Source organism: Winogradskya humida (assembly GCF_016862215.1).
Taxonomy (GTDB): Bacteria; Actinomycetota; Actinomycetes; order Mycobacteriales; family Micromonosporaceae; genus Actinoplanes; species Actinoplanes humidus.
Window position 1 is genome coordinate 159,587 of sequence record NZ_BOMN01000023.1, and the last position, 16,967, is coordinate 176,553.

Consider the following 16,967-nt stretch of genomic DNA (forward strand, 5'->3'; position numbering starts at 1 on the left):
GATTCGCTGTATCTACCGCAGAGGGGCGTGGGCGAACTCCTCGATGATCTGGTCAATGACGCGCTTCGCGTCCGGCTCGCCGCCGGTGTGGAGGACTACGGCTTTCCACAACGCCCAGCCGGCGCCGCGCAGCCACATCGCCGGGTCCGCGGCCAAGCGGTCGCGCAGGATGGCACGGCTGGGCCCGGTGAGCAGCGTCCATGCGATCGCCAGGTCGCAGGAGGGGTCGCCGACGCCGCACGTGCCGAAGTCGATGACCGCGCTGAGCCTGCCGTCGGTGGTCAGCAGGTTGCCGGGCGCGATGTCGCCGTGGAACCACACCGGCCGCCCGGCCCAGCCTGCCGCCAGGGCCGCCCGCCATACGCGGGTGATGTCGTCGCGCAGAGCGGTGTCGTCCAGCGTCGCGAGGGCGCGGGTCATCAGGGGGTCGTAGTTTCGCAGTGGTCCGCCGCGGAACCAGTTGTGCAGGCCCGGTCCGGGTCCTCCGGCCGGGTCTGCCCGCTGCAACGCCAGGAGGAAGCCGGCCAGCGTGTCGGCGAAGGCGTCCAGGTCGGCGATCGGGGCCCGGCTCGCCGGCTCGCCGTCGATCCAGCGGTAGACCGACCACGGCCACGGGTAGTCCTCGCCGGGCTCGCCGAGGCCGAGCGGGACGGGCACGGGGAGCGGCAGGTGCGGGGCGAGGGCGGGCAGCCACCGTTGTTCCTTGGCGACGGCGTGCGCGTATTCGGCGGCGCTGGGCAGCCGGACCAGCATGGACTCCCCGAGGCGGAACGTGCGGTTGTCCCATCCCGCGGCCGGTACGGGCCGGACGGCAAGCTCCGACCACTGCGGGAACTGCGTGGTGACCAGGCGGCGGACCTGCGCGACGCCGACCTCGATGCGCTGGGGGACAGGCCCGACGACGTCCGGTTCCGTGGTCACCCGCGGAACTCTTGCCGCCGTACACCCTCTGAGGCAACCCATTTTGTCCTTGAAGCACGCAAAGGCGACGTAAAAGGTTGATCCACTTCAATCGGCTGACTTAAAACAGGAGATACTGCGTGGGGACGATGACTTGGCGGAGGCCGGGGACGACGCTGAACGCGAGCACCCCGGCCGAAATCACCACGAGACGGATGGTCTACGTATGCATGACAGTCCCATCGAGCGGCACCGTCACCGGCTGCTCGTGGTCGCGCCCGATCCCGACCTGCTCGAGTCCCTCGTCACGCCGCTGGGGCTGGCCGGTTACGGGGTGGCGGCGACCGGGACCGGCGCCGAGGCGCTCGCGATGAACCGCGCCCAGCGCTTCGACCTGATCATCGTCGACGACACCGTGCCCGACGTGGAGGATCTCGGCTCCCGGCTGCGGCTCACGCCGGAGGACCGCCCCCCGATCCTGTGCCTGACCACGTGCGACCAGCTCGACCGGCTGGTGCCGGAGCTCGGTTCGCGGGTCGAGGACTACGTGACCAAGCCGTGCCGGATCACCGAGCTTCTCGCGCGTACCCAGGTATTGCTGCGTGACCACGCACCCAGCCGGCGCGTCGGGCCGCTCTGTCACGGCGACCTGCTGCTGGACGACGCGGTCTGCCGGGCGTGGCGGGGGGAGCGGCCGCTCGACCTGACGGCCGCCGAGTACAGGCTCCTGCGCTACCTGCTGATCAACGCCGGTCAGGTGCTGACCAAGGAGCAGCTCGCCTGGCAGGTCTGGGGCGAGTCCCGCGACGCGAACGCCATCGAACGACTCGTCTCCCGCCTGCGCCAGAAGGTCGACGCCGGGGGCCCGGCGATGATCCAGACCCGCCGCGGTTTCGGCTATTCGTTGTAGCCCGGATGCCTCGCCCTCCACGCGCGAGGCATCCGGGATGTGCCGTTACGCGGCTTCGCGGTGCCAGCGGATCCAGGCGGCCTGGCCGCCGTCGACGAGCAGGTCGGTGCCCGTGACGTAGAGCGACTCCGGTCCGGTGAGATACGCCGCGGCGGCCGCGATCTCGGCCGGGGTCCCGGTGCGGCCCGCGCCGCAGGCTTCCACCATGGCCATCATGTGTACGCCCGAAGCCGTCTTCGCCTCCGCAGCGGCCATCGCCGTGGAGATCACCCCGGGGCTGATCGTGTTGATCCGGGCGCCCCGCAGGTTCCACGCCAGGGCCGCGGCCTGCACGCGTACGTGATTGCCCCGTTTGGCCAGCAGGTAGGCGGCGAGCGGATCGTCGCCGACGGCCCGGACCACGTCGAGGGTCCGGAGCTCCGCGGCGGGCGCCAGCGCGAGCGCCCGTTCGTCGCCGGGGGCGACCGTCGCGTAGTGCCCGGCCATGCTGGACACGCAGACCATGGCGGTGCCCGGGACGGCGACCTCGCCGAACGCGTCGATGACGTGCGCGGTGCCGACCAGGTCGACCTCGATGATCGCCTTCGCGGTGCCGGTCGCGGCCGACACCCCGGCGGTGTGCACGATCGCCGTGAGCCGTCCCGCGTCAGCCGCCACAGCGGCGAGTTTGGCCACCGCCGCGGCGTCCGAGACATCGGTCAGCTGGCCGGTCGCCGCGTATCCCGCACCCTGCAACGATTCCACGGCCTGCTCCAGGGCCGGCGCGGAGGCGTCCGCCAGGATCACCGTGCGGCCGCTGCCGAGACGCCGGGCCACGGCCAGGCCCATGCCGCCCGCGCCCGTGACGACCACGACGTCGGTTCCGGTCACCGTTCCTCCTTGGTCAGAGCGACCCGCCAGGCGCGGATCGCCTTGGGGGGCATGCCTACGGCCAGGACGCCGACGAGCCGGCCCGCCTTGCGGTACGCGGCCACGAAACGCCGGTCCGCGAGCGCGCCGTCGACGATCTCCACGCTGTCGTGGCCGCGCAGGTAGCCGTACGCCTGGATCTTCATGTCGTACTGGTCGGACCAGAAGTACGGGAGGGGGTCGAACGGCTTGCCCTCGCCGGGGTGCAGCAGGTTCCGGGCGGCCGCCATGCCCTGCTCCGCCGCGTTGGTGCGGTGCTCGACGCGCATGGTCTCGCCGAAGCGGGGGTTGTGCCAGCGCGCGACGTCCCCGGCGGCGTAGACGTCCGGTGCCGCCGCGCTGAACTCGTCGCAGACCAGCCCGTCGGCCACGGTCAGGCCGCTGTCCTCGAGCCACTCGGTGTTGGGGATCGAGCCGACCGCGACCAGCACCTCGTCGGCTTCCACGAGCGTGCCGTCGGCCAGGCGTACCCCGGAATCGGTCACCGCCGAGACCGCGACACCGGTCCGCAGATCGACGCCGTGCTCGCGATGCACCTCCGCGAACACCTGGCCGACCCGCGTGCCGACCGCGTGCGCCAGCGGCACGGGCGCGGGCTCAAGCAGGACGACGTCGCAGCCCAGCCCGCGCGCGACCGCCGCCGACTCCGCCCCCAGGAACCCGGCGCCGACCACCACGAGCCGGCGGCCGGGTCCGAGCCGTTTCCGCAGGGCCAGAGCATCATCGACCGTACGCATGACATGTGCTCCCTGCCCGGGAAGCCGCCGCGGGCGCACCCCGGTCGCGATGATCAGCCCGTCGTAGGGCACCCGCGTGCCGTCCGCCAGCGCCACCGTGCGCCCGGCCAGGTCCAGACCGGTCGCGGCAACCCCCAGGCGCAGATCCAGATCAAGGGCCGCGAGCTCGATCTCCGTACGCAGAAGGAGCCGGTCCGACTCCCACTGTGAGGCGAGGATCTGCTTGGAGAGCGGCGGGCGGTCGTACGGTGCGGCGAGCTCCTCACCGATCAGGGTGAGCTTCCCGGCGTACCCCTCTCTCCTGAGGGTTTCGGCGGCGGCGAGACCCGCAGCCGACGCACCCACGACGACCGCCTCCTTCACCGCTCCACCAGCTTGATGGCGGCCGCCGGGCACACCGCCGCCGCCTCCCGCGCCGCGTCCTCCTGCTCCGGTCCGGGCTCGGCGTCGAGCACGATCGCCACGCCGTCCTCATCGCGCTGGTCGAACACGTCGGGGGCGACCACCACGCACTGCCCAGCGGCGACGCACTTGGGCTCGTCCAGTTCGATTCGCATGCTCATGCGGGCTCCTTACCAGGTGACGGGGAGAGACTTGAGGCCGTACGCGACGCCCTCCATGGCGAACTCGACGTCCTCGAACGGGACGGCGAGGGCGAGTGTCGGGATCCGCTTGTAGAGCGTCCCGTACGCGATCTGCAGTTCGACCCGGGCCAGCGACTGCCCGAGACACTGGTGCACGCCGTATCCGAACGCGTGATGCTGCCGCGCGGTCCTCGTGAGATCGAGCTTCTCCGGCTCGGGGAACTCCTCGGCGTCCCAGTCGGCGCCGGACAGGTCGAAGATGATCCCGTCCCCGGCCCGGATCGTCCTGCCACGAAGCTCGATGTCCTCACTCGCGATCCGCCTGATCCCGGTGTGCACAATGGTCAGATACCGCAGCAGCTCCTCCACCGCGTTCGCCACCAGCTTCGGGTCGTCGCTCTCCCGCAGCAGGGCCAACTGATCGGGGTTCCGCAGCAGCGCCAGCGTGCCCAGCGAAATCATGCTGGCACTCGTCTCATGCCCGGCGATGAGGATCGCCACACCCATGTGGACAGCCTCGCTGGCCGTCATCTCCCCGGCCCTGACCCGTGCCCCCATCTCCGAGAGCACATCCCCGGCCGGCTCGGCCATCTTCTGCTGCAACAACTCACCGAGGTACGCGGCAAGCGCCCCACCCGCCGCCGCGGCCTCCTCGGGCGTCGACTCATGACTGATGGTCCTGCTGCTGTTGGTCTGGAAGAACTTATGATCCGCGTACGGCACCCCGAGCAGCTCGGTGATCACGATCGTCGGCACCGCGAGCCCGATCGCCTGCACCAGATCCGCGGGCTTCGGCCCGGCCAGCATGTCATCGATCAGCCCGTCGAAAACCTCCTGGATCCGCGGCCGCAGCGCCTCCACCCGCTTCACCATGAACGGCGCGTTGACCGTACGCCGCAACCGCGTGTGCTCCGGGGCATCGGTGTTCGTGATCAGCGGCGGCGTGTGCTTCGCCGCCTCCGCCCGCCCCCGGGTCATGTGCGGAAACCCGGGCCGCGTCTCCTCGATGCTCAGCCGCGGATCGTTCAGCAGCGCCCGCTGATCGGCATGCCGGGTGATGAACCACGGCTCACTGCCGTCCCAGATCCGCACCTTCCCGACCGGATCTTCCCGCGTCATCGTCCGCACGCCCGCCGCCGGCGCGAAGGGACACTTCGCCTCCCGCTGCATCGGATACTCCGGCACCACGCTGTCGCTCATAGGTCTCCTCCACCAGGATCGGCAAACCCGATGAACCCATGCAAACACCCCGCCCTGACACCCCCCAGACACCAACCTGACACGAGGCTGACGTGACCCACCTCACAACACGGCCGTGACGGGGTTGCGCTGGGGAACTGAGTCGAGAAAAGGTGCAACTCGATGGGTTGAGGGTTGGTCACAGCCTGCAGTGAGCCGGCCGTCGAAGGCCGAGCCTGAGGCATTGAGGGCGGGTTTCCCTCAGGCGGTCCGGCCACGGTTTTGAGCCACTCCGCGTAAGGGCACGCGTTCTTTCAGTTACTTTCCGGGTGCACGACATCACCCGCCCCGGCCTGCCCGCCACCCTGACAATCGTCGCCTTCCGGCTGCCTCCACCGCCTGGCGAATGCCGAAATGGTCGCTATTTGTCAATCGTATCCGTGTGATCCCTCTCAACCCCGTAATGGCACGCCCAGCACTTCCGATCATGGGTTTCCCTGGGAAGAATCAAGGAATGCACTTCGCTCAGCTGGAGATTTTTACGACTATTGAATTGGCGTGGATGCGTAACCCGACGCGGCGCCGGAAATACTCTCCGGCGACCGAAGTATTCCGGCGTGAGCATCGGGTCCGGCGGGCTTTCGGGAAAGCCCTCGGCCACACCGCCCGGCTGCGGCGTGACTCTCCCGAGGCGCGGACGCCGGACGGCAGGCTCCTGTGGATCGAGGCTGCACGTGCGTTGTTCCGTGACGCGAATGCCAGCCGGGTGCAGGCCGACGCCGCATATGAGCGTGATCGCAGGCGTGCCGCCGGTGACCTGTTCGACTGGGCCCGGTTCACCAGCCGATGGCGAATCAAATACGGCGTCACCTGCTCATGAGACGATCCCCATGGCCCCCGCGAGACTCCCCGGGTCAGGGCCCGCGACAGGAACACTCCGTATCGGGGTACGCCCCCATGAGGGGACGTCTGATTCACGTATTTTGTGAGTTATGTGATTTGGGGGTCTCGCCAGGTTGGGGTGGTTTCGTCGGCGGCTCGGCGGGTGAGGTTGTCAATCATGGCTATGCGGATCATGTTTTCTGAGGTGGTGGGCAGGGTTTCATAGTCGCGGACCAGGCGGCGGTGGTGCATGAGCCAGCCGAGCGTGCGTTCGACGACCCATCTACGTTTGATGATCGTGAAGCCTTTGACCTGGGGATCCTTGCTGACGATTTCGACGTCGACGCCGAGTGCGGCGCCGTGCTCGACCACTTTCTGGCGGAAGCCGGTATCGACCCATGCTTTGGTCAGGGTGGGGTGGATTGCGGTGGCCTGGTTGAGTAGATCGATACCGATCAGGTTGTCACTGGCGCTGGCGGCGGTGACGATGACGGCGAGCAGCAGGCCGATGGTGTCAGTGATGATGCCGCGTTTACGGCCGATGTTTTTCTTGCCGGCGTCGATGCCCTGGGTGTCGAGCGGGACATTGGTGGAGGTCTTCACGCTCTGACTGTCCATGATGGATGCTTTGGGTTCGAGGCGGCGGCCGGTCTTGTTACGTACCAAGCCGTTTAGGCTGTAATTGAGGTCGGTGAAGATGCCGTCTTCGCTCCATAGTTTGAAGTATCCGTAGACGCTCTGCCATGGCGGGAGGTCGTGCGGCAAGTAGCGCCAGGCGATGCCGGTGCGGTTGACGTAGAGGATCGCATTGAAGATCTCCCGGAGATCATGCTCGGCGACTCGGCCCCCGACGCCGGCCTCGGTGCGGGCTTGACGCCACGCAGTCAACCGGTCCTCGATCAACGCCCAGCGGGCGTCGGAGAGGTCACTTGGATAGGTGGCGCGTTCGCTCATCTTGGTGCATTTACCGTCGGTAAGAAGCAGTGCCGCGCACGGAAAGTGTGTCGTTCTTACCGCGAAGGTGAATCAAACCCGATCGAGGGACCAGATGCCCTCATTTCATCTTGGAGGATCAGGGCGAAAAGCCGGTTATCTGGATGATCCGATCTTTAAGTGAGCCCAATTCTGATGGTGGCAAACCGGCGTTATCCCCACTAACCAGAACTAAACATCCAGTGAGACCAGGTCAGCGCTTTCCTAGGAATGTGACGCTGATTTACCGCACGCACACCGATGTGGGGATAGCTCACTGAGCCTTTCCGGATAACGGCCTGTGACGCAGATTAATGGTTCGGGGGTGCAGGGCGACGCTGTGGCTGTGTCAGGGCTGGTAGAGCTCGGCGATTCTGACGAGGGTGCCGGCCTGCAGGGTGATGCTGACCGCGGCGTCGTCGCCGGCGAGGCGGGCCATGTAGCCGGTGGTGGACTTGCAGGTGCTGCCGCCGGTCATGGTGCCGGCGCAGCTGCCGTCGCCGATGTCGCGCATGTCGAGTTTGGTGGCCATCGGGAGGGTGACGCGGGTGTTGCTGGCGTCGATGACGACCTCCTGCGAGCAGCGGGCCTCGACGGGGGAGATGTGCAGCGCCTTGCAGTAGTCGGGGCCGGTCTGGAAGATGATCGGCTCGACGACGGCGGCCTTGTTGGCCGGGTCGAAGGAGAGCAGCTTGGCGGTGGTGGTGAGGTCGCCGGTCAGCTCCGGGAAGGTGGGCAGCAGCCGGGTCGGCGATGCGGCCGGGGACGCCTGCGCGCTGGGGCTCACCGCAGGGGTGGCGCCGCAGGCCGCGACGGCCAGCAGGAGCAGCAAGGGTACGGGTAGGAGTCGGCGCATCGTCGTCTCTCAGTACGTGGAGAGCTCGATGTGGCCGTCGGGCAGGCGGGTGCCGGCGGCGTCGTATGCTCCCAGGTCGGTCCACTGGCTGCTGTCGTGCACGTCGGCGGGGTCGAACCAGAAGACGGTCTGGCCGGGGTCCTCGCTCCAGGGGGCGAGGTGGGCCTCGATGGTGCGGTTCACCTCGCGGACCGTGATCCTGGCAGGGGTGCCCGAGTAGTAGCCGAACGCGGGCTGGACGGATTTGTCGAGGAGGTCCATCTGGGCCTGCATCGGGTGGAAACCGGGGTCCGTGGCCTTGCCCTCGTACTCGCTGATCGTCAGGTCCTCGCGGACGATGTTCTTCGGCAGGCGCACGCCGATGGCGAAGCCGAACGCGCTGGTCTCGTTCACGATCTTGCCGGTGACCCCGAAGATGACGTACGGGTTGCCGTCCGCGTCCTTGAGCCCGCCGAGGTCGATCACGTCGCCGAGCGGGCCCTTGGCGCCGTTCTCGGTGTCGATCTTCGGCTTGGGGGCCCTGGTCGTGGGCGAGGGCGCCGCCGACGAGGCGATCGGCGCGCCGGCCTGCCAGGTCGGGCTGGTGCCGGGCGCGGCGCATCCGGCGGCCAGGACCATCGAGGCGGCCAGCGACGCGGTGGCCGCGACGCCGGCGGGGATCGTTCTCATCGACCGCACCTTATCGGATCGGCGCTGCCCCGCGGTCGTCCAGCTCGTCCTCCCAGTGCCGGCGCAGGACGGTGGGGAGGTCACCGCGCAGCTCCTCGCGTACCAAATCAAGATCTTGACTGGTCAGGGGGTGGGCGGGGAAAGCCCGGCCGACCGCGGTGGCGAACGAGGAGCCGCGCCGGGCCAGTGCCGGGGCGGCCGCGAGATAGGGCGCGACGGGCTGCGGCCGGGAAGGGGACCAGTATCCGGCGGCCAGGGCCCGGAAGCGGCGGGTGGAAATCCCGGGATCCTCGGTCATCGCGGCCCAGGCCCCAGCTTTCGCCTCCGCGGTGGGGCGGGCGGCCAGGGCGGTGGCGGCGCCGAGCTCGCCCGCGGCGGTGCCGTCCCGCAGCCGCTCGGCCTCGATCTGAGCGGCGTCGAGACCGCCGAGCTCGGCCAGCCGGTGCACGACCGCCCAGCGCAGCTCCGGGTCGAGGGCCAGCTTCTGGTCGGTCGCGCCGTTGTCGAGCCAGCGGTACAGCGTCGCGGTGTCGCTCGTGCTCCACGCGAGCCCCCGGGCCAGGGCGATCGCGCGCTGCTCGTCCGGCTCGCCGTCCGGTGCGCAGGCCGCGGCGACCACTTCCAGGGCGGCGGGCACGTCCGTGCGGCGGAGGAGGTCGTTCAGGGTGCGGTCGAGGGCAGCGGTCACCAGGGTCGGCGACGGCTCGCGGGGCAGCTGACGCGCGATCAGGTCGAGGTGTGCGGCGGCGGGCGCCCGGTCGAGCAGCGTCGCCCACAGCACCGCCCGGACGAGCGGGTCCGGCAGGTCGGCCAGCCCGCGCGTCACGGCATCGTACGAGTACGGGTCCAGCTCGATGCGCGCGAACGTCTCGCCGTACGCGTTGGGCACCACGACCAGCCCCGCCCACTCGGGCAGCTCCAGCGGCTCGTCCGCGAGATCGACCATCCGCGCCCCGGCCAGCTCGAGTTCCGGGGAATACGCCGCGACCGTGAACCGATGCGGGCGTACGCCGTCGCGGGTCAGGACCGGGACGTCGCCGTGCCGGGACACGCGGATCGTGTCGTGGCCCGCCTTGCGCAACCACACCTCAGCCCAGCCCCGCACGTCGCGCGGTGAGTGGGCGTCGAGCGCCGACAGCAGGTCCTCCAGGGTGGCGTTGCCGAACGCGTGGGCGGTGAGGTGCGCGTTCACCCCGGCAAGGAAGTCCACCGGCCCCAGCCAGGTCACGAGCTGCCGCAGGACGGCGTTGCCCTTGCCGTAGGAGATGGCGTCGAAGATCGTCATGCCGGTGTCCACGTCGGGGACGTCCTCGGCGGCCGGGGCGACCGGGTGCGTGGACCGGCGGCGGTCGGCCCGGTAGGCGCCGGGTTTGTAGGCGGCCTCGAACGACACGCGCGCCCCGGCGTACCCGGCGACGGTCTCCGCCACCTCGAAGCCCATGTAGTCCGCGAAGGACTCGTTTAGCCACGCGTCCTCCCACCACACCGGCGAGACCAGGTCCGCGAACCACATGTGGGACATCTCGTGCGCGATCACCATCGCCTGCCTGCGACGGTCGTCAACGGTGACCCGCTCGCGCGGCAGCAGATTCTCGTTGACGGTGACGCAGCCGGGGTTCTCCATCGCGCCCCAGTTCAGCTCGGGCACGAAGACCTGGTCGTAGGAGCCGAACGGGAACGGCTCGTCGAAGATCGCCGTGTAGTGGTCGTAGCAGACCTCGGTGATCCGGCGCAGCTCCGCGGCGTCCCGCTCCAGCGCACCGGCAAGCGTTCGGCGGGCGTGCCAGCCCATGGGCAGCCCGCGATGCTCCCACCGCACCGAGTGGTACGGCCCGGCCACGACGACGAACTGGTTGCACGGGATCGGCGGCGTCGCGGCGAACGCGGCGGGGCCCGTGGGCAGGCCGTTTGAAAGGACCGTCCACGCCGGATCCGCGGTCACGCGTACCGTGATGGGGGCTTTGAGGTCGAGCTGGTCGAAGCAGGCGAACAATCGCTGGGCGGCGTCCAGCCCCAGATATCCGCCGACGTAACGCTCACCGTCCACCGGATCGGTGAACGTGTGCATGCCCTCGCCGTCGGTGACGTAGCGCAGCCGGGCGTCCACAACGACTTCGTGCGTGCCGGGTGCCAGGCCGTCGAGGGAGATCCGCTTCCCGTCGTACGCCGGCAGAGCTGTATCGCCGTTGATCGTCACCTCGAGTTCCTCGGCCCGGTGCAGCTCGAGGAACGTGTCACCGCCCTCGGTCCGGAACCGTACGGTTGCCCGGCTCCGGAACGCGTCCGGCGACCTGACATCGAACTCCAGGTCGTAGGAGACGGCGGAGAGCATGGCGGCCCGGGCGCGGGCCTCGTCCAGAGTCAGCGACACCCTGACATTGTGTACGCCAGAGCCCCGGCCGCATCGCGACCGGGGCTCCTCTTCCTACTGCGTGTGTGCCTACTTGATGCCGGCAGCGGTGCAGGGCTCGACGAAGCGGCCGGTGCAGACGGCCTTCTTGGTGACGAAGCCGTCGGCGATGACCGAGGCGACGTTCTTCTTCATGATGGACTTCGGCTTCAGCAGCACGGCCGGGATGAACGCGCCCGACACGGGGTCCTTGGCGCGCCCGTCGGCCGCGACCTTCTCACCCTTGAACAGGCCGATCGCGAGGTTGGCGGCGGCCGTGGCCTCGTCCTTGATCGGCTTGTAGACGGTCATGCACTGGTCGCCCACGAGGATGTTCTGCAGACCCTGCACCTCGGCGTCCTGCCCGGTGACCGGCACGATGCCGTTGACCTTGCGCTCCTTGAGGATCTGGATCGCGGCGCTGGCGATGGTGTCGTTGGCCGCGAGCACGCCGTCGATCTGCCCGGCGGTCGTGTTGAAGATCTCGCGGAAGACGGTGACCGCCTCCTCGCGCTTCCAGTCGGCGACGGCCTGCTCCGGGCCCTTCATGTACTCGCCGGAGTCGAACTTCTCCTGCAGGACGGTGTCCGCGCCCTCCTTGAACAGGGTGGCGTTGTTGTCCGTCGTCGAACCGTTGAGGTACACGATGCGCGGGATCTTCTTCTTCTTGGCGGTCACGCACTTGACCAGCCCGACGGCCTGCAGCCGGCCGACCTCCTCGTTGTCGAAGCTGACGTAGTAGTCAGCGCCGCCGTTGAGGGTGAGCCGGTCGTAGTCGATCGTCTTGACGCCGTTGGCCCGGGCCTTCTCCAGCACGTACGCGCCGCTGTCGGGGTCCAGGTTGGCGATCATCAGCACGGTGACGCCGTCGGCGATCATGCGGTCGCCGATCTTCTTGAAGTTCTCGCCGTCGCCCTGCGCGTTCTCGATCTCCACCGGCACGTCGGCGGCGTCGAACGCGGCCTTCAGCAGCTTCGGGTCGTCCGTTCCCCAGCGCTGGCTGGTGGTGGTGTCGGGCAGGATGACACCGACCTTGCCGGTGCCGTCACCACCGCGGGTAGGCACCGATGCGGCGCTGTCGCCGTCATCGCTGCAGGCGGCCGTGCCGCCCAGAGTGAGCATGCCGACTGCCGCGAGGGCAACGAGGTTACGACGCACTTGATCTCCTCCAGGGGCGAAACGCGGCAAAGGCTACCAGCGCCCGGTGGCGAGATTATTTCGGAGACCACGGTCGTGACCCAAGTGTTGCCGTCCGTAGGGTTTGCGCTGCTAGATCACGCGGCTGCCACGCGCGCCACACCGCGGGCACGGACAGTGGTGGTACGAACGGCCGACGTCCGGGTGGACGTAAAGAGAACCCAGCAGACGATCAGCGCGCTCGTGAGGCCGACCATCGCCGACGCCCAGACGGCAGGCTGACCGGTGCTCAGCCCGTACGTCATCCAGGACGCGCAGGCCGCGGCGGCCAGCCGCCAGCGCAGCGCCGACAGTCCACTCATGTCCTGCTGGCGGTCGCGCAGCAGCGACAACGGCTGCGGGATCGCGGAGACGAACGACGTCCCGGCGAGCACCAGACCGAGGAACGCGGCGGCCTGGTGGCTGCTCGCGGCGGTCAGCCACGTCGCGGCGGCGCTGCCCAGGGTCGCGGTCAGGATGCCGGCCGCACCCGCGGCGCTCGTCGCCAGCTTGCGGCGCTGCCGAAGGTGACTTTGCTTGATCAGTACGGTCGTCAGCACCGCGAGCCCCGCACCGCCCGTGACGGCGTTCGTGATGATCTGCACCGTCTCGCCGGTCAGCGCCCCGTACGTGATCCATCCGACCGGCATCGCCACACCCAGGAAGCAGGCGGAGGCGTTGAGGCCGTTCGTCTGACCCTTGGCGCATGAACGCCACACCTGGGGCCAGGGAAGAGCGATGGACAGGGCGGCACCGACATAGCCGAGCAGGGCGAAGGTATGCATGATCCGTTTCCGGTAGGCGGTGTTCGTGGACATCAGTCCCATCGCCCGGCCCCCGGCGCGCCTGACAAGATCAACACGTGAGAGGTGCCACGGTGGAAAGCCACCGTTTCGCACCCAAGTTCCGGGGAGAGCTGACGATGCTGCCGCTGATCGACCTGCACCGACACCTAGAAGGCTCCGTACGCTCCAGCACCTTCGTCGACATCGCCCGCCGCGACGGCCACCCCCTCGCCGCAGCACCCCACCCCAGAAACGCCCTGGTCGCCACCACCGGCACCCCGGGCGGACTCCTCCCGTACCTGGCCAAGGTCGACGACCAGATCGGCGTCCTGGCCACCCTCCCGGACTGGCACCGCGCCGCCCAGGAGGCCGTCGACGACGCCTTCAACGACGGCCTCGACTACGTGGAGTTCCGCTTCAGCCCGTACTTCATCCAGCAGCAGACCGGCCTCCCCCCGGAAGCCGTCATCGACGCCGTCTCCTCAGGCGTCGCAGCAGCCTCGGCCCGCACCGGCCTCCCCGTCGGCCTCATCGCCACCGTCCTGCGAGACCTCGGCCCTGACCTGGCTCTCTCCCAGATCCACACCTTCCTCACCCGCCGTGACGTCTGGTGCGGGGTGGACCTGGCGGGAAACGAGGCAGGCTACGAGGCATCCCTGTTCAAACCCGCCTTCCAGCAGGCCCGCGACGCCGGCCTCCACATCACGATCCACGCCGGCGAGGCAGCAGGCCCGGAAAGCGTCCGCGCAGCCGTCCAGGACCTCGGCGCCGAACGAATCGGCCACGGCGTCCGCGCCGCCGAGGACCCCGCCCTGATGAACTCACTCGCCGCCGCCGGGGTCACCCTCGAATGCGCCCTCACCAGCAACACCCAAACCGGCGCCGCCCCCAGTTACGCCCACCACCAGATCCACCAACTCCTCGCCGCCGGCGTCCCCGTCACCCTCAACACCGACAACCCCCGAGTCAGCAACACCACCCTCACCCACGAACACACCCTCGCCCGCCACGCCACCGGCCTCACCCCCACCCAACTCCAAACCATCGCCCACCACTCCGTCACAGCCGCCTTCACCAACCTCGAGATCTGACGAGTAGCTGCCGTCCGCTGCTGGTGGGCGGGCGTCGCAATGTCGGTCGCTCCGGCTGGGCGGGACATTCAATTCGGTCCGTTATGGGTGTTTATCCGGTTTGTTCCGGCCCTGGACCAGTGTTCGGGGCCCTTTGTTCAGTCTCGAGCCGCTTGTTTGGTCCCGGGCCGCTTGTTTGGTCCCGGGCCGCTTGTTCAGTCCCAGGCCGTGCCGAGACGGGACAAGCGGCCCGAATACTCGATCCGGTCCTGCCATTCGTCAGGCCAGGCTGCCATTCCGAGCGAGGCACCAGCGAACGAGCCGGCCAGGCAGGCGATCGAATCCGAGTCACCACTGGTGGCCGCGGCGCGCCCCAGGACATCAACCGGCGCACCGGGCGAGACCAGGTAGCAGTAGAGCGCGGTGGCGAGCGCCTCCTCGGCAACCCACCCCGCACCGGTAACGCGGCACGGATCGCCCTCATGTCGCCCGGCAGCCAACGCCACACGCACGAGCTCGAGGGCGTCGGCGCACTCGTCCCAGCCGTGCGCCATGAACGTCCGCGGCGAGGAGACGCCGGGCTGCCGCCAGAGCTCACCGAGCCAGTCACCGCGGTAGTTCGTGCGCTCCTCGGCGCACCGCTGCCTGAGCGCACCCAGCAGATCATCGGGTGCCAGCCCGCCACGAAGCCAGAACACGGCATATGCGGTGAGCTCGCTCGCCGCCAGCCCCGTCGGATGCCCATGCGTGAGCGCCGCCTGCAGCTGCGCCGCCCCAGCCCGCTGCTCATCACTGATCCCCGGCACCAGCCCGACCGGAGTGACCCGCATATTCGCGCCGCACCCCTTTGACCCGGCCTGTGTCGCCTCCAGCCACGGCAGCCCCTCCGCCAGCCCGACACACGCATGAAGGCACGTCATCCCCGGCGAACGAGTGTTGTCCGGGCTCTTCAGCCACTCAACAAACCGCCGCCGCAACACCGGCTCCAACACCTCAGGCGTAACCGCCCCAACCTCCAGCAACGCCTCCCCAACGGCCAGCGCCATCTGAGTGTCATCCGTAACCCGCGCCGGCTCCCCGACCAACTCCCGAGGCCCGCCCGGCCCATAAACGGCGACGATCGATCCGTAGTCCTGAAACTCTGTCGGCCTGCGCAGCGAGTCCCCATAGGACAAACCAAACAGGGACCCCGCCGCAGTACGCATACCGCCACTGTAGAAAGCCGTCAGCCGGTCCTTCGCTCCCGGTCCTTCGCTCCCGGCTCCCCTCTCTCCGGTCTCGGCTCCCCGGTCCCGGCTCTCAGGCCTGATACCCCGGCCATCGAGTCCCGGGCGGCGCGGCGGCTCCTTCCCGCATCGCCAGGGTCGAAGGCGGGACGGTGGGGCTCTGAACCCCCGGTCGGCATGCCAATACGCAGTCCCCCGTGTCCTCGGGCAGCCCGTGTGTGCCGGCCTGACGATTCTGAGCACTGCAAGAACTTGGCTCTGCCGCCGGTCCAGACGAAGCAAGCCCCTTACGCGTAGTGCATCAGTGAAGACGCCCGGACGCGTCGCTCATCATCGCTGACATAAAGGGTCGCCTCATCACCACCACTCCATTCCAGGAGCTGCACTCGACATGCTGCATAACATTACCGCGGAGGCTGTCGGCATCGCCGCTTTAATGTTGCTCAGGTCACGTCGATGTGTTGCATGTTCTGCGTCACCTGGATTGGCATGATCAAACGTCGATCAGGGTGGAACGATCATGATTAGTGGCGCGATAATCGTCGCATGGGGCAGTTGCAAATCTTCAGTCCGGCACAGGTGGCGGCAATGCGCGACAGAACGAAGTCGCGCAATTACTCCGCCGCGCGTGACGAGTTCCGTCTCGAACACGAACACCGCCGTGCGTGGGGCAAATACAGGCTGCACACCGAGCGCCTCAGGCAGCTACGCGCCGCTGACGGAGGCTCGCCCACGCACCGGAGCGGCCTCCCGTGGGACGAGATCGCCCGCATTCAGCCCCCACCACAGAACCCACGCCTCCCCAAGGAACCGGTGAGGCCGCCTGCTTCCGGAGCCGCATCCACGCTGGAGCCCGCGTGCAAGCCTTTGCCTGCTCCCACCCGCACAGGCGCGCACGAGCTTGCCTCGTCGTCAGAGCCCATTGCGCCCCGTTCGCGCGCTGCCATGCCCGCGCCGGAGCCCGCGCAGAGATTCGTCTCGCCCGACTCTGCGGCGACCCCCGAATCTGTGACTGCTCCCGCCCCCGGACCTGCACCTCGATGCATCCCGTCACCTGCACCTTTACGCGTGCCTACGCCGTCACCTGCATCTTTGTGCGTGCCTGGACCGTCACCTGCGCTTTTACCCGCGCCTGGACCGTCACCTGCACCTGCACCTGCACCGGCGCCATTGCCCTTGTCGCCCGGACCGGCGCCCATGGCAGCGCGGTCACCCGGATCGGCGTCCGTGTCATCGTCCGCACTCGATCTTGGACCTTGGCCTGAACAACCGCGCAAGCTTGCGGCCGAGCCGGGATGCGAGTCGACTTCCTCACCAAAGCGAGCCGTGGACCCGGACCCGGACCCGGACCCTCAGCCTCAGCCGCGTTTGGAGTCGGGGCGAGGGTCAGAGTCTGTCGCGGGAGCGGGGCTGGTGTTGGGGCATTCAGGGTCCGGGCCGCGGAGGGCAGGGTCCGAGAGGGCAGCGTCTGTGCGGCCGGGGCTTGGGGGCGTTCAGCCGGCCCGGCCGAGGACCCGCGGGCCACCTCGTTCGGCGGTGAATTGTGGGTTCATTGTGCGAGATTGGAGGTGGGGTGCGGTCTGTGGGACGTCATTGCCGGTGCAGCGTCATTGTCGACGCCATTATTCTTGGCGGGCGTCTGATTTGACGACTGGAGCTTTTTGAAGGGGGTCGTGTTTGCTCGGTTTAATCTGATTTTGTTTGCAGGGCGTGGAGGGCGATA

At 68.7% G+C, this 16,967-nt stretch carries 16 protein-coding genes; 3 read left to right on the forward strand and 13 right to left on the reverse strand.

All coding sequences use genetic code 11. The annotated features are described in order from the left end of the window. Nucleotides 1–12 precede the first annotated feature (12 nt). Entirely contained in the window at nucleotides 13–921 is a 909-nt protein-coding gene (locus Ahu01nite_RS09915) for an aminoglycoside phosphotransferase family protein (RefSeq protein WP_239158749.1), read from the reverse strand. 205 nt (nucleotides 922–1,126) lie between these two features. Between Ahu01nite_RS09915 and Ahu01nite_RS09920 the strand changes: the two genes are divergently transcribed. Further along, a complete protein-coding gene (locus Ahu01nite_RS09920) occupies nucleotides 1,127–1,810 on the forward strand; it encodes a response regulator transcription factor (RefSeq protein ID WP_203836155.1) in 684 nt (227 codons plus the stop codon). A 45-nt stretch (nucleotides 1,811–1,855) separates the two neighbouring features. Here Ahu01nite_RS09920 and Ahu01nite_RS09925 read toward each other — a convergent pair whose 3' ends face one another. From Ahu01nite_RS09925 to Ahu01nite_RS09940, 4 genes are read right to left on the reverse strand one after another with little or no spacing between them, the layout of a single operon-like run. Then, nucleotides 1,856–2,680: an SDR family oxidoreductase gene (locus tag Ahu01nite_RS09925; RefSeq protein WP_239158750.1), complete on the reverse strand. Its 825-nt coding sequence runs from the start codon at nucleotides 2,678–2,680 to the stop codon at nucleotides 1,856–1,858. Beyond that, nucleotides 2,677–3,819 carry an NAD(P)/FAD-dependent oxidoreductase gene (locus tag Ahu01nite_RS09930; protein WP_203836156.1) on the reverse strand — a complete coding sequence of 381 codons (1,143 nt, stop codon included), beginning with the start codon at nucleotides 3,817–3,819 and terminating at the stop codon, nucleotides 2,677–2,679. The genes Ahu01nite_RS09925 and Ahu01nite_RS09930 overlap by 4 nt, the downstream gene beginning before the upstream one ends. Beyond that, nucleotides 3,816–4,019 (reverse strand): ferredoxin, encoded by a 204-nt coding sequence (locus Ahu01nite_RS09935; protein ID WP_438874764.1) that lies wholly within the window; start codon nucleotides 4,017–4,019, stop codon nucleotides 3,816–3,818. Before Ahu01nite_RS09935 ends, Ahu01nite_RS09930 begins: the two co-directional genes overlap by 4 nt. Nucleotides 4,020–4,028: 9 nt before the next feature. After that, a complete protein-coding gene (locus Ahu01nite_RS09940; protein WP_239158751.1) occupies nucleotides 4,029–5,240 on the reverse strand; it encodes a cytochrome P450 in 1,212 nt (403 codons plus the stop codon). A 421-nt stretch (nucleotides 5,241–5,661) separates the two neighbouring features. Here Ahu01nite_RS09940 and Ahu01nite_RS09945 point away from each other — a divergent pair, with 421 nt between their 5' ends. Further along, nucleotides 5,662–6,099 carry a hypothetical protein gene (locus Ahu01nite_RS09945; RefSeq protein WP_203836157.1) on the forward strand — a complete coding sequence of 146 codons (438 nt, stop codon included), beginning with the start codon at nucleotides 5,662–5,664 and terminating at the stop codon, nucleotides 6,097–6,099. A gap of 110 nt (nucleotides 6,100–6,209) precedes the next feature. Here the strand turns inward: Ahu01nite_RS09945 and Ahu01nite_RS09950 are convergent, their stop codons facing one another. The 6 genes from Ahu01nite_RS09950 to Ahu01nite_RS09975 form a co-directional block, all read right to left on the reverse strand. Beyond that, on the reverse strand, nucleotides 6,210–7,055 hold the full coding sequence (locus Ahu01nite_RS09950; RefSeq protein ID WP_203836158.1) for an IS5 family transposase: 846 nt from the start codon (nucleotides 7,053–7,055) through the stop codon (nucleotides 6,210–6,212). Between the two features lie 367 nt (nucleotides 7,056–7,422). Further along, entirely contained in the window at nucleotides 7,423–7,929 is a 507-nt protein-coding gene (locus Ahu01nite_RS09955; RefSeq protein WP_203836159.1) for a hypothetical protein, read from the reverse strand. A 9-nt stretch (nucleotides 7,930–7,938) separates the two neighbouring features. Next, nucleotides 7,939–8,598 (reverse strand): hypothetical protein, encoded by a 660-nt coding sequence (locus Ahu01nite_RS09960; protein WP_203836160.1) that lies wholly within the window; start codon nucleotides 8,596–8,598, stop codon nucleotides 7,939–7,941. Between the two features lie 10 nt (nucleotides 8,599–8,608). Further along, nucleotides 8,609–10,969, reverse strand: coding sequence for an aminopeptidase N (gene pepN / locus Ahu01nite_RS09965; protein WP_203836161.1), 2,361 nt, complete (start codon nucleotides 10,967–10,969; stop codon nucleotides 8,609–8,611). A 69-nt stretch (nucleotides 10,970–11,038) separates the two neighbouring features. Beyond that, nucleotides 11,039–12,145: a sugar ABC transporter substrate-binding protein gene (locus Ahu01nite_RS09970; protein ID WP_203836162.1), complete on the reverse strand. Its 1,107-nt coding sequence runs from the start codon at nucleotides 12,143–12,145 to the stop codon at nucleotides 11,039–11,041. Between the two features lie 116 nt (nucleotides 12,146–12,261). Then, nucleotides 12,262–12,981, reverse strand: a complete 720-nt coding sequence (locus Ahu01nite_RS09975) for a SemiSWEET transporter (RefSeq protein WP_239158752.1) — start codon at nucleotides 12,979–12,981, stop codon at nucleotides 12,262–12,264. A gap of 59 nt (nucleotides 12,982–13,040) precedes the next feature. Here Ahu01nite_RS09975 and add point away from each other — a divergent pair, with 59 nt between their 5' ends. Next, on the forward strand, nucleotides 13,041–14,039 hold the full coding sequence (gene add, locus Ahu01nite_RS09980; protein ID WP_239158753.1) for an adenosine deaminase: 999 nt from the start codon (nucleotides 13,041–13,043) through the stop codon (nucleotides 14,037–14,039). Nucleotides 14,040–14,233: 194 nt separating this feature from the next. Here the strand turns inward: add and Ahu01nite_RS09985 are convergent, their stop codons facing one another. Both Ahu01nite_RS09985 and Ahu01nite_RS09990 read right to left on the reverse strand, forming a co-directional pair. Continuing rightward, nucleotides 14,234–15,223 (reverse strand): ADP-ribosylglycohydrolase family protein, encoded by a 990-nt coding sequence (locus tag Ahu01nite_RS09985; RefSeq protein ID WP_203836163.1) that lies wholly within the window; start codon nucleotides 15,221–15,223, stop codon nucleotides 14,234–14,236. A 1,093-nt stretch (nucleotides 15,224–16,316) separates the two neighbouring features. Continuing rightward, on the reverse strand, nucleotides 16,317–16,478 hold the full coding sequence (locus tag Ahu01nite_RS09990) for a hypothetical protein (RefSeq protein ID WP_203836164.1): 162 nt from the start codon (nucleotides 16,476–16,478) through the stop codon (nucleotides 16,317–16,319). Nucleotides 16,479–16,967: the final 489 nt, after the last annotated feature.

Bases quoted from the DNA above. Each gene is read 5' to 3' on its own strand.
- Ahu01nite_RS09920 (WP_203836155.1), top strand. From the start codon at position 1,127: ATGCATGACAGTCCCATCGAGCGGCACCGTCACCGGCTGCTCGTGGTC.
- Ahu01nite_RS09935 (WP_438874764.1), bottom strand. From the start codon at position 4,019: ATGAGCATGCGAATCGAACTGGACGAGCCCAAGTGCGTCGCCGCTGGG.
- Ahu01nite_RS09940 (WP_239158751.1), bottom strand. From the start codon at position 5,240: ATGAGCGACAGCGTGGTGCCGGAGTATCCGATGCAGCGGGAGGCGAAG.
- Ahu01nite_RS09950 (WP_203836158.1), bottom strand. From the start codon at position 7,055: ATGAGCGAACGCGCCACCTATCCAAGTGACCTCTCCGACGCCCGCTGG.
- Ahu01nite_RS09955 (WP_203836159.1), bottom strand. From the start codon at position 7,929: ATGCGCCGACTCCTACCCGTACCCTTGCTGCTCCTGCTGGCCGTCGCG.
- Ahu01nite_RS09960 (WP_203836160.1), bottom strand. From the start codon at position 8,598: ATGAGAACGATCCCCGCCGGCGTCGCGGCCACCGCGTCGCTGGCCGCC.
- Ahu01nite_RS09975 (WP_239158752.1), bottom strand. From the start codon at position 12,981: ATGTCCACGAACACCGCCTACCGGAAACGGATCATGCATACCTTCGCC.
- Ahu01nite_RS09985 (WP_203836163.1), bottom strand. From the start codon at position 15,223: ATGCGTACTGCGGCGGGGTCCCTGTTTGGTTTGTCCTATGGGGACTCG.
- Ahu01nite_RS09990 (WP_203836164.1), bottom strand. From the start codon at position 16,478: ATGACACGGACGCCGATCCGGGTGACCGCGCTGCCATGGGCGCCGGTC.